At 66.9% G+C, this 10,280-nt stretch carries 13 protein-coding genes; 7 read left to right on the top strand and 6 right to left on the bottom strand.

Annotation, left to right across the window (positions count from 1 at the left end):
- Positions 1-142: 142 nt before the first annotated feature.
- Both ABW137_RS08340 and ABW137_RS08335 read right to left on the bottom strand, forming a co-directional pair.
- Positions 143-1,336: an IS481 family transposase gene (locus ABW137_RS08340; protein ID WP_526398774.1), complete on the bottom strand. Its 1,194-nt coding sequence runs from the start codon at positions 1,334-1,336 to the stop codon at positions 143-145.
- Positions 1,337-1,456: 120 nt separating this feature from the next.
- A complete protein-coding gene (locus ABW137_RS08335) occupies positions 1,457-2,029 on the bottom strand; it encodes a TetR/AcrR family transcriptional regulator (protein WP_526398772.1) in 573 nt (190 codons plus the stop codon).
- A 99-nt stretch (positions 2,030-2,128) separates the two neighbouring features.
- Between ABW137_RS08335 and ABW137_RS08330 the strand changes: the two genes are divergently transcribed.
- The 4 genes from ABW137_RS08330 to ABW137_RS08315 all read left to right on the top strand — a co-directional run bounded on the left by ABW137_RS08330 (position 2,129) and on the right by ABW137_RS08315 (position 4,270).
- A complete protein-coding gene (locus tag ABW137_RS08330; RefSeq protein ID WP_526398770.1) occupies positions 2,129-2,605 on the top strand; it encodes a DUF1772 domain-containing protein in 477 nt (158 codons plus the stop codon).
- Positions 2,605-2,922 (top strand): NIPSNAP family protein, encoded by a 318-nt coding sequence (locus tag ABW137_RS08325; protein WP_526398768.1) that lies wholly within the window; start codon positions 2,605-2,607, stop codon positions 2,920-2,922. The genes ABW137_RS08330 and ABW137_RS08325 overlap by 1 nt, the downstream gene beginning before the upstream one ends.
- 22 nt (positions 2,923-2,944) lie before the next feature.
- On the top strand, positions 2,945-3,328 hold the full coding sequence (locus ABW137_RS08320; RefSeq protein ID WP_526398766.1) for a DUF4267 domain-containing protein: 384 nt from the start codon (positions 2,945-2,947) through the stop codon (positions 3,326-3,328).
- A gap of 165 nt (positions 3,329-3,493) precedes the next feature.
- Entirely contained in the window at positions 3,494-4,270 is a 777-nt protein-coding gene (locus ABW137_RS08315) for an SDR family NAD(P)-dependent oxidoreductase (protein ID WP_526398764.1), read from the top strand.
- A 168-nt stretch (positions 4,271-4,438) separates the two neighbouring features.
- Here ABW137_RS08315 and ABW137_RS08310 read toward each other — a convergent pair whose 3' ends face one another.
- On the bottom strand, positions 4,439-4,801 hold the full coding sequence (locus tag ABW137_RS08310; RefSeq protein WP_526398762.1) for a hypothetical protein: 363 nt from the start codon (positions 4,799-4,801) through the stop codon (positions 4,439-4,441).
- A gap of 231 nt (positions 4,802-5,032) precedes the next feature.
- On the opposite strand from ABW137_RS08310, the gene ABW137_RS08305 reads away from it, so the two are divergent.
- Positions 5,033-6,235 (top strand): YbfB/YjiJ family MFS transporter, encoded by a 1,203-nt coding sequence (locus tag ABW137_RS08305; RefSeq protein ID WP_526398761.1) that lies wholly within the window; start codon positions 5,033-5,035, stop codon positions 6,233-6,235.
- Here ABW137_RS08305 and ABW137_RS08300 read toward each other — a convergent pair.
- Positions 6,232-7,152, bottom strand: coding sequence for a LysR family transcriptional regulator (locus tag ABW137_RS08300; protein ID WP_526398759.1), 921 nt, complete (start codon positions 7,150-7,152; stop codon positions 6,232-6,234). The genes ABW137_RS08305 and ABW137_RS08300 overlap by 4 nt on opposite strands.
- Positions 7,153-7,277: 125 nt before the next feature.
- Between ABW137_RS08300 and ABW137_RS08295 the strand changes: the two genes are divergently transcribed.
- Both ABW137_RS08295 and ABW137_RS08290 read left to right on the top strand, forming a co-directional pair.
- On the top strand, positions 7,278-7,988 hold the full coding sequence (locus tag ABW137_RS08295; protein ID WP_526398757.1) for an SDR family NAD(P)-dependent oxidoreductase: 711 nt from the start codon (positions 7,278-7,280) through the stop codon (positions 7,986-7,988).
- A 1-nt stretch (position 7,989) separates the two neighbouring features.
- The gene (locus ABW137_RS08290) at positions 7,990-8,373 is read left to right on the top strand and encodes a nuclear transport factor 2 family protein (RefSeq protein ID WP_526398755.1); all 384 of its coding nucleotides are present in this window, start codon (positions 7,990-7,992) and stop codon (positions 8,371-8,373) included.
- A 68-nt stretch (positions 8,374-8,441) separates the two neighbouring features.
- On the opposite strand, the gene ABW137_RS08285 is transcribed toward ABW137_RS08290, so the two are convergent.
- Both ABW137_RS08285 and ABW137_RS08280 read right to left on the bottom strand, forming a co-directional pair.
- Positions 8,442-9,332, bottom strand: a complete 891-nt coding sequence (locus tag ABW137_RS08285; RefSeq protein WP_526398753.1) for a peptidoglycan recognition protein family protein — start codon at positions 9,330-9,332, stop codon at positions 8,442-8,444.
- 130 nt (positions 9,333-9,462) lie between these two features.
- Complete coding sequence (locus ABW137_RS08280) at positions 9,463-10,224, bottom strand: SDR family NAD(P)-dependent oxidoreductase (protein WP_526398776.1); 762 nt, start codon at positions 10,222-10,224, stop codon at positions 9,463-9,465.
- Positions 10,225-10,280: the final 56 nt, after the last annotated feature.

Below are 10,280 nucleotides of genomic sequence, written 5' to 3'. Positions count from 1 at the left end.
GGCGGGTGCGCCCCGGCGATGATCCTGGGCTGGTCGCGGCCCGACCCGGACGGCTAGCGTCTTCGGCGTGCTCCGTTGCGTTGGGCGCGATGTGGTGTCTCGGGACATCGTTGACACTTATGTCTCGGGACATCGCTGACACTCATGGTGCCGGTTGGGGTTCTCTGTTGCGATAGGTGCGGGTGGTTTTGTCGCCGGGTTGGTAGTTGCGGGTTGGGTCGGCGATGAAATCGCGGACCAGCTTGTTGCCGCTGAAGATGGTGATGCGGGTGCCGTCGCGGATGCAGACGCATTCGTGTCCGGCCCAGCGCAGTCCGACGTTGATCTTGTAGGGCCGAACGAAGAGGTTGCCCGATTCGGTACCTACGGTGGCGCGAGAGACGAACACCGGAGCGGGTAGAGGTCGGTCGACGGGGCGTGCTGTGGCGGTGGCGTTGAACGCTTCGGCGGGGGTTGCGCCGCGATGCGCGCGGTGTGGGCGGTGGTTGTTGTAGAAATCGCGGAACCGCGCCAGTAGTGCGTTGAGTTCATCGATGTTTTCTGCCGGGTCGCGGGCGTTCAGCCATTTCTTCAGCGTCTGCCAGAACCGTTCGATCTTGCCGCAGGTCTGGGGGTGGTAGGGCGCGGAGTTGATGGTGCGTACGCCCAGGGCCCGCAGGTTGATCTCGAACGCCGCCTCATATCCGCGTAACCGGCCGGTATACATGATTCCGTTGTCCGACAACGACATCGACGGGATCCCACGCTCGCTGATGCCGGCGACCATCACTGACCACACCAACTCGCCGGTGCCGAACCCGAGTGCAGCGATCAGCCCGACCAGGTAGCGGGAGTGATCATCGAGACTGCCCGCGATCGCGACCGCGCTGCCATCAGCGAGGTGCCATTCCGTCCAATCCGACTGCCAACACTCATTCGGGCGGGCAAAGCAGAATCGTTTCGTCGCCGATTTGGGGCGTTTGCGTGGCTGGGCCACGATCGCGCCGTGGCGAGTCAGGATCCGCCAGATCGTGGCCCGCGAGGGCACCCCGGGATAGCCGTCGCGGCGCAGCGACCACGCGATGGACTGCGGGCCATGATCGAGGCCCTGCTCCATAAGCTGCTTACGCCGGCGCAGCACCACTTCCTCGACCTGTGCGGGTGTCTGTCCTGGACACGACGACGGCCGCCGCGACCGCTGCTGCAGCCCCTCGATGCCACCGTCAAGGAAACGCTGGCGCCACTTATAGAACGTGGCCCGACTGATCCCCTGCGCACGACAAAACGCCGCCACATTTTCATGTCCAACAAACGTCGCAGCCATCCGAATGTCCATCGCCGTCACCTTCTGGGCCATGAACCATCCTGCTCAAGGCCCTACTCAGGTGTCAGCGATGTCCCGAGACATACATGTGTCAGCGATGTCCCGAAACAGAACACGTCGCTGAGCGGCGATGAGCACGCCGAAATCGCAGGGTCAGCCGGCGAATTGCGCGACGAGCAGCTGGAGACGTTCTTCGTCGTAGCCGGGGCGAAGTCGGCCGGCGCGGGTCAGGGTGACCAGCCCGTGCAGCGTGGCCCAGAACAGCTCGGTGAGCGCATCCGCATCGCCCTCGTCAGCGACCTCGCCAACCGGCTGCCGTAGCTCGGCGAAGGCCGCTGCCAGTGGGGGCGGTGTGTCATGGGCGGCGAAGCGCAGGGTGGTCGCACGGGTGAACATTGCGTCGTAAACGGCTGGGTTCTCTTGGGCAAAGTCGAGGTAGGCGTGGGCGATTCGCGTCAGCGCGCCGCCTGCCTCACCGGCCTTGGGGCGAGCGGCCCGAAGCGCATCCGCGAGCTCGCCGAACCCCTCGATGGCGACGGCCTCAGCGATGTGCTCCATACCGGCGAAGTGCTTGTACAACACGGGCTGGCTGTATTCGATCTCAGTGGACAGGCGACGGGTGGTGACGGCTTCCCAGCCCTCCGCCTCGGCCAGCTCGCGGGCCGTCCTGATGATCAGCCGTCGGCGGGCGGCTCGCTCACGCGCTCGGCGGTCTTCGGTGGCCATAGCACAATCTAGCATCGCTATTGCATCTAGCACCGCTATTGACGTGAGCGGCTTCGAGGGTTAGCGTTGCTAGCACTTGCCACTGAGAGGACTTACCCCATGGATCTCGACCTCATCACCCGCGCCGCCGCACTGACAGCGGTGCTGAGCACCGCCGTGGTCTACGGCACCGACGTGTTCTGCGCGATCGTCCTGCGCCCCGCGCTGGCGGTGGTCGACGACCGCGCGCTGGTCGCGGTCATGGGATACGTGCACCGCTACGGAGACCGACGCATGCCCGTGTCGGGGGTGCTCGGACTCCTCGCCACCGCATCGACGGCAGTGCTGGCGGTCGTGGTCGCCCACTGGGCACAGGCGATCGCGGCGGGCGCAGCCCTGATCCTGCTGGTGATCTGGCTCGTGCTCTACACCCGGGTGAGCGCACCCATCAATCGACGACTCACCGCGGCTGCCGAGTCCGGTCAGGTGCCATCGAACGGCCGTGCACTGCAAGCGAAGTGGGACCAAATCATCGGCGCTCGCGCCGTGCTGCAAGGCCTGGCACTTGCCGCCCTCTGCGTCGCGATGGCGATCTGATGTTTCAGCTCAGGATTTACACCCTGCGATCGCCAGAAGCGCTGCAGAGGTACGCGACGGTGCACTGGGACCGCCACCTGGCCACGTTCACCAGCTTCGGGGTCACCACCCACGGTGTGTGGACCGAGCGGAGTGGCGGCGCGAATCGACTCGTCGCGCTGATCCGCTACCCACCGGGCGCCGATCCCGAACACCTCACCCGGCACATCATGGCCAGCCCAGATTTCGCCACCGACATGGCCGGCTTCGACGTCGACGACATCGTCGACGTTCAAGCGATACCGCTTGACCCGACGTCATATTCACCAATTCACTAACGAAGACCCAGGAGTGCTCCACATGACCATCGTCACCACCATCGCCTACGTGCTCGCCGGACTCATCGCCGCGGCAATCATCGTCATCGGCGCACGGTTCCTCCTCGCGCCGCGCGCCGCCGCCGCCGGCTACGGCGTCCAACCAGACCTGGACCAGGCGAACGTCGGCGCCTACCTGAGCGTCAAGGGCATCCGCGACATCGCCTCGGGTCTGTTCGTCATCATCCTCATGGTCGCGGGTGCTACGCACCTGCTGGGCTGGGTGATCCTGGCCGCCACCATCATTCCGATTGCCGACACCGCCATCGTGCTTGGCAACGGCGGCCCGAAGTCCATCGCCTGGGGGATCCACGGCGCCACCGCCGCCGTCATGCTCGTCACGGCAGCGCTCCTACTGGCGTCCTAGGGAAGGAAAAACCCGCCCGCGACGTTGCTCGGCGTCGAACCACCCCGAGGTCCGGCAGGTGCCGAGGCGTCGTTTGCCGACGGCCGCGTGCGGACAACGCGGTAGCGGATCGTTTCGTCCAACGTCCAAACAGTGGTCCAAACAGTGGAAGGAAAGGTGGCAGCAATGTCTCAAGCGGGACGGCTAGCAGGAAAGCGGGCCTTGGTCACGGGCGGCAGCAGAGGCATCGGCGCGGCAATCGTGCGGCGGTTGGCCGCCGAGGGCGCTGCGGTGGCGATCAACTACGTCGCCGACGCCGCCTCGGCGGAGGCATTGGTGGGTGAAATCACCGACGCAGGTCACCGCGCGGCGGCCTTCCAGGCCGACGTCGCCGACCCCGAACAGACACGGGATCTGGTGGCCCGGGTGGTCGCCGAGTTCGGCGGTTTGGACCTGCTGGCCAGCAACGCGGGAGTCGAGTACTTCGGTGCGCTCGACGCGATCACCGCGGCCGACTTCGATCGCGTCTTCCACATCAACGTGGCCGGTCAGCTGTTCGCCGCTCAGGCCGCAGCAGCCGCAATGGAGTCGGGCGGCCGGATCTTGCTCACCTCGTCGGTGAGTGCCCGTATCGCGGTTTACCATCACACCCTGTACGCCGCCAGCAAGGCCGCCGTGTCCGCGATGGTGCTCAACCTGGCGCCAGAGTTGGCCGAACGCGGTATCGCCATCAATGCGATCGCCCCCGGAGGGACCGTCACCGACATGGCGGCGAAACACGCGTCGAGCTATACCCCACCCGCGTTGCGCGGCGTCGCGCCGGAGAACATTCTCAAATCGGTCTACGCGCTAGGTCGGCGTGCGGAACCCAGTGAGATCGCCGCCATTGCGGCCTTCTTGCTCTCCCCGGACGCGTCGTACATCACCGGGGCCAACATCGATGCCTCCGGCGGGCGCATGTGATCGGCCGACGACCCGCGACAGCGCCTTGCCCGCGGAGATCAACACGTCAGCGACGCTTCAATCCACCCGCGTCTCGGGTGAGTCCCGCCCCGCTTCAACGCCTCTGCGACGTCCAGACCAACGACGTCCAAACCACTCGGCTCGACACCCGGGCGTGCTGACCAGTGCTCAACGCATCGCTAGCGAGGCGGCCCGCGCGTCGGCGAGAGTCGCGAGCCCCAGCGCAACGCTGAACACCCGGGCGTTGCGTCGGGACGACCCGTCCGCTGCTCGTCGCAGGACGAATCCCGCTGTCGCCACGTTGCTTACAGCCCGCGCCGTCAGCCACGGCCATCGGGGACGACCCCACAACAATCCAGGAGCCAGAGCGAGGTCGAGTGCGCCCACCAGCCGCGCATCGCGTTTCGAGGTCAGTCCAATGACGGGGCCCACCCGGTCGGGGGCACCGAGCAGGGCAGTGCCCGCGATCGAGGTAACCGTGCCTGCCGTTGTCGCAAGCCGTCGAACGGAGGGGTGGTCGGAGTGTGTCATCGGGTTCCAATCGTTGGCGTTGTCTTCTGACGGCGGGGGTCCAGGAGCCCATCAAACGTTTTGACTAACCAGAACGTGTTGACTAACCAGTAAATAATTATTTCCTGACGAGTGCGCAGGAGTCAAGTGCCGCCATCGCAACGGCTTCGCTAGCCGGTGATAGCCGGCGCCTCCCACCAAGGAGGTTGCTGGTCGTGGCGACAGGCAAGGGCGTTCCCCGACGATTGACCGATGTATGAACTTGCCGTCAAACGCAGGACTGCCGGTTGGGTGCACGCGGCCCGGGGTGCCGCGGCGTTGGGCGCGGCGATGGGCATCGGGCGTTTCGCCTTCACCCCCATCCTGCCGATGATGACCGCGAAGGCGGGCCTCACCGCCGAGGCGGGCGCGACGCTGGCCACCGCCAACTACGTCGGATACCTCGCCGGCGCGTTGGCCGCGACGATGTCACCACGGATGGCACGTTCCCCCGTCGTCTTGAAGTCGTCGCTCGTCGTGGTGGTCGCCACCGTGCTGCTGATGCCGTTGCTGGACAACCAGATTCACTGGGCAATCGCGCGCCTGACGGCTGGCATGGCCAGCGCGCTGGTGTTCGTGTGCGCCGTCAACCTGATGATGGACCAGCTGCGGCACGATTCACCGCACCTGGCGGGCTGGGGGTTCAGTGGCATCGGTATCGGCATCGCGGGGTCGGGATTCCTGGTGTTCGTCCTGCCTGCCGCCGCGGACTGGCGAAGTGCCTGGTGGGCAGTCGGGGCGCTGGCCGCTATGCTCGCGGGCGCTGCGTGGGCCGGGCGCCACGGCCCGGTCGCCGAACCGGCTGCCGACGATGTCCCGGTCACGCGTCGGCGGCACCGAGTCGGACGGTGGTTCGCGGCGCTCGTCCTCTGCTACACGCTGGAAGGCGTCGGGTACATCGTCGCGGGAACATTCCTGGTGGCGGCCATCGAACAGAGCTCGCCGGGCTGGCTCGGCAAGGGCGCCTGGGTCGTCGTGGGGCTGGCGGCCGCACCATCCGCAGCACTGTGGGCGTGGCTGAGCGGCCGCTTCTCCCACCCCGATCTGCTGGCAGCAGCGCTGCTCCTGCAGGCCGCAGGCATCACCCTGTCCGCATTGGCGTCAGGTCCGGTGGCCGCCCTCGTCGGTGCGATCCTGTTCGGCGTCACGTTCATCGGGATCAGCACGATCGCGCTGGCTGCCGGTGCTCATCTGAACGGGCCGCGCGCCGTGGCACTGCTCACCGCGGGGTACTCGGCAGGCCAGATCGCAGGCCCGCTGCTCGTCGCACCGCTGATCCGGCACGGCTTTCACACCGTCCTGCTCGTTGGCGCGGCCGTGGTGGCCTGCGGCGCGGTGGTCGCCGTGATGCTGCGGATCGACTATCCCAACCGCGACATGGTCGGGGCCACAGGTGGTCTCAGCTCGACCGGCTAGCGCGGCAGGGTGTGCGGATCGGCGGCAGGCAGCCACGACGACGCGTCTCCGAGCCCGTCTATCGCCACCCCGCTGGTGAGCAGCTCGATCACCGCGCGCACGGTCTCGTCGTCCTCGTCGCGACGCGAGACCAGCGACCACGTCCAGTAGGGCGCGGGGTGCACGATGGGTCGCGCCACCAACCCCCGAGGCAACGGCGCATCCTGCCCCTTCGGCGAGTTGAGAACGGGCCTGCCCAGCCTGCGAACGTGCTCGAAGAACGCAGGCCCGGTGATGCCACCGTCGTCGATCCGAATGGCGGTGGCACCCGTGGCACTAGCGAATTGCTCGCCGAAGCGATTCGACGACGACCACGTCGCCGTGTCGGCGTCAAGCAGCACCGCGGTCTCCTTGGCGTCGACGGGTGACGAGTCGTCGCCGACCGCAACCGCGTACAACCGGTCTGCCCAGATGAGGCGTGCGTCGAGATCCAACTCCGCCAGGTCGCTGGTCTGCACCCAACAGATCGCCAGGTCGAGATTGTCCTCGGCCACCCTGGCCGCCTGAACGTGCGATGGCAGCACCCAGGTGTCGATTCTGATCTGGGCCACCCCGGCCGCTCGCTCGGAAAGGTCTGGCGGACACCAGTTCACGTATCCCACTCGGACCGGCTCGGAGCGGACGAGGCCGCTGGCCTGCCTGCGCAACTCGTCGGCCTGGGCGATCAACGCGCGAGCACCTGGCAACAGAGCCGCGCCGGACGGCGTCAGTGCGACCGACCGTCGATCCCGCTCGAAGAGACGCACCTTCAGGTCGCGTTCCAGAGCCTTGATCTGTTGGGAGAGCGACGGGCCCGCGATGTGGAGACGCCCGGCAGCGCGGCCGAAGTTCAATTCCTCGGCCACGGCGACGAAGTAGCGCAGCTGTCTCAGCTCCACGATCCGGATCGTAGTGCAGTGGGAGGTTCGGACTACCAGCAGCAAGCAAACCGGTCGGATGCGGCGGAACTGCGGCGGGCCACTGGCGGCGTTCATCTCAATGACTTCGAGCAAGGACGGAAGAAATGACATCAGTACAGAAGGTCGCAGTGATCACCGGCGCATCGCAGGGCATCGGCGCAGGCCTGGTGGCCGGCTACCGCAAGCTCGGCTACGCCGTGGTCGCCAATTCGCGGCACATCGAACCCAGCGACGACCCGATGATTCTCGCGGTGCCGGGCGACGTCGGTGAACCCGGCGTCGGCCAGTCGATCGTCGATGCGGCGATGGCCCGATTCGGGCGGGTCGACACCGTGGTGAACAACGCCGGAATCTTCGTCTCCAAGCCGTTCACCGACTACACCGACGAGGACTACGACGCGGTCATGGGCGTGAACGTGCGCGGGTTCTTCGAGCTCACCCGCGCGGCCGTGACGGCCATGCTGTCCGGGGGCGGCGGACATCTCGTCACCGTGTCGACCAGCCTGGTCGACCACGCGAACTCGACGGTCCCCGCCGCACTTGCCTCGCTCAGCAAGGGCGGGCTCAATGCGGCCACCCGCGCATTGGCCATCGAGTACGCCGACCGCGGAATCCGCAGCAACGCAGTGGCTCTCGGAATCATCCGCACCCCGATGCACGATCCGGCGACCCACGACGCGCTGAGTGGGCTGCACCCCATGAAGCGGCTCGGCGAGGTCGACGACGTGGTCGACGCCGTCATGTATCTGGAGAACGCGTCGTTCGTGACCGGCGAAATCCTGCACGTCGACGGCGGCCAGAGCGCGGGCCACTGAGATGACACCCGACGAGCAGCGCGCGGTGATGACTGACGTACTCGACCAGTGGAAGTCGGCCATCGACGAGCGGGATCCACAACGCGTCGCGGCGCTGTTCACCGATGACGCGATCTTTCAAGGGTTGCGTCCGTACGGCGTCGGACGCACGGCCGTCGCCGACTACTACGCCGCCCAACCGCGGGGGTTGCGTCCGACGTATCGCATTCTCGAGACCCGCGAGCCTGCCCCCGGAGTAATCCTCGGCTACCTCGGTGTCGACTTCGCCTTCACCGACCGTCCGACCATTGCGGTCCACCTCAGCGTGCTGCTGACCCGGGTCGGCAACGGCTGGGCGATCGGCCACTACCAAGTGTCGCCGGCCCCGCAGAGCCCGCCAGGTTAGTGTCATCCCGATGGAAACCTCTGCGGCCGAAGTGATTCGGGTTGGGGGACACGACGCCCGCAGACATGTCAGCCCACTTCGGCGCTGACCAACAGCACCGCCGGATCGGCGGGCACCACCTTGAGCCGCAACGCTGCCGCGGTGGCCGGACCGACGATGCCGTCCACCTTCAGCCCGCGGGTGCGGCGCTGAAACTCCCGGACCGCGACCTCGGTGGCTGGTCCGAAGTCACCGTCGACGGTCAGATTGCCCGCGTACTCCGCATACCCGTACTTGAGCCGACGCTGAAGTTCGCTGACCTGCGGGCCGTGCGACCCGCGGAACAGCAGGACGTCGGCGTACTCCCCCACCGGGACGGGGGGACGCGGAGTGGGAGCGGGTTGCGCGACGTTCCCGATCCTGGCCTGGACGTCGTCGCGTAGGACGTGCATGTCGATGGCCCCCGGATCCCACTTGCCCTGGGCGCGGCCCGCGTACTCCTTGTGCCCGATGGTGCGGGACGCGTTCTGCGCCAGTCGCCGGTTGATGGCTGCGCAGCACCGGATCAGCGCGAAATACTGGGCGTCAGGCCAGTTCTGCCGGTGTGGCGCGGTGGGGCTGGTGCCGCTGTTGGCACACTCGATGCCGATCATGTGCCAGTTGCCCATGTTGGCGGGCAGCCACGGGTACATGCCGACACCGGCATGCCACGCCACGCCGACCGCGACCACCGTGACCTTTCCGTCGCGCGCGATGTGCAGTTGCGACAGCGGCCCGGGAAGGTCGGGGCGTCCGTTGGCGATCGACGCCGCGGTCGCCGTGTCCGAACCGGTGTGGTGCACCATGACGCCGCGGATGTCCTTGAAGTCACCGTGGCCGCGATCGCGCCACCCGGGATACTCGACCAGGCTGACGCCCTCGGCGCGCAGGACGTCTGCGAGCCAAACCGGGTCGCCCGTCCAGACGCTGGCCTGTGGCATGGAAACTCCCTCGCATCGATGGCTGCCACGTCGATCCTACGACCGCACACCGACGTTCTACTATCCCCCCAAAATTGTTACCGGACAGCACCTTTGCAGAATAGTTTGGCCGAACAGCGTCAGTTCGCCCTCAGTTCGCCGTCATCATCCGCTGGGACACCGAGAGCAGCAGCCGCCGTGGCGCGAACCTGTAACCGCTGGCCAGAACGGTGTTCTTCAGTCCCGATACGACCGTCGGCGTCGACTTGCCGATCGCCGCCATGGCCGTGTCGACGACCTGCTGCGACGTTTGCCTGCCGCTGGTCAGGAATTCCGCACCGGTGCGGGCGAAGAACTCCGTCTCGGTGGCCCCGGGACACAGCGTCAACACCCGGACGCCCGTCCCCCTGGCCTCCTGCCACAGCGCCTCGGTGAAGGACAGCACGAACGCCTTCGTCGCCCCGTACACCGCCATGCCGGGGATGGGTTGGAACGCCGCGGTGGACGCGACGTTGAGGACCAGCCCGTGGCCCGCGCGCACCATCTCGGGCAGGAACAGCGCCGTGAGTTCGACCAGCGTCACGCAATTCAGTTGGACCTGAGCGCCGTTCGCGGCGGCGTCCTGTTCGGCGAAGTCACCGTGGAGGCCGACGCCCGCGTTGTTGATCAGGAAGTCGATCCGGCCCCAGCGCGCGAGCACAGACTCCACGATCTGGTTGGGGGCGCCGTCGTCCGTGAGGTCGACCGCCAGCGTCTCGATGCGCTCCGAGCCCTTGAGCGCTTGCTTCAGCTCGCTCAGCTTCTTCTCATCGCGACCGACACCCAGCACGTTCATGCCCGCCGCGATCAGCTGGCTCGCGACCTCGAAGCCAATGCCGCTGCTGGCGCCGGTGACGATGGCAACTTGCGTCATCGCGGCGCCATCCGGATTGCGCCATCGAGACGGATGGTCTCGCCGTTGAGCATGGG

Origin of the sequence: Mycobacterium sp., from assembly GCF_040509115.1 — a bacterium.
Lineage (GTDB): Bacteria > Actinomycetota > Actinomycetes > Mycobacteriales > Mycobacteriaceae > Mycobacterium.
Note: the sequence above shows the minus strand (reverse complement) of the source record. Positions and strands in the feature narration are given on the sequence as shown.

Excerpts from the sequence above, each read along its gene's own strand:
- ABW137_RS08340 (WP_526398774.1), bottom strand. The coding sequence starts at position 1,336 with ATGGCCCAGAAGGTGACGGCGATGGACATTCGGATGGCTGCGACGTTT.
- ABW137_RS08335 (WP_526398772.1), bottom strand. The coding sequence starts at position 2,029 with ATGGCCACCGAAGACCGCCGAGCGCGTGAGCGAGCCGCCCGCCGACGG.
- ABW137_RS08330 (WP_526398770.1), top strand. The coding sequence starts at position 2,129 with ATGGATCTCGACCTCATCACCCGCGCCGCCGCACTGACAGCGGTGCTG.
- ABW137_RS08325 (WP_526398768.1), top strand. The coding sequence starts at position 2,605 with ATGTTTCAGCTCAGGATTTACACCCTGCGATCGCCAGAAGCGCTGCAG.
- ABW137_RS08320 (WP_526398766.1), top strand. The coding sequence starts at position 2,945 with ATGACCATCGTCACCACCATCGCCTACGTGCTCGCCGGACTCATCGCC.
- ABW137_RS08315 (WP_526398764.1), top strand. The coding sequence starts at position 3,494 with ATGTCTCAAGCGGGACGGCTAGCAGGAAAGCGGGCCTTGGTCACGGGC.
- ABW137_RS08310 (WP_526398762.1), bottom strand. The coding sequence starts at position 4,801 with ATGACACACTCCGACCACCCCTCCGTTCGACGGCTTGCGACAACGGCA.
- ABW137_RS08305 (WP_526398761.1), top strand. The coding sequence starts at position 5,033 with ATGTATGAACTTGCCGTCAAACGCAGGACTGCCGGTTGGGTGCACGCG.
- ABW137_RS08295 (WP_526398757.1), top strand. The coding sequence starts at position 7,278 with ATGACATCAGTACAGAAGGTCGCAGTGATCACCGGCGCATCGCAGGGC.
- ABW137_RS08290 (WP_526398755.1), top strand. The coding sequence starts at position 7,990 with ATGACACCCGACGAGCAGCGCGCGGTGATGACTGACGTACTCGACCAG.
- ABW137_RS08285 (WP_526398753.1), bottom strand. The coding sequence starts at position 9,332 with ATGCCACAGGCCAGCGTCTGGACGGGCGACCCGGTTTGGCTCGCAGAC.
- ABW137_RS08280 (WP_526398776.1), bottom strand. The coding sequence starts at position 10,224 with ATGACGCAAGTTGCCATCGTCACCGGCGCCAGCAGCGGCATTGGCTTC.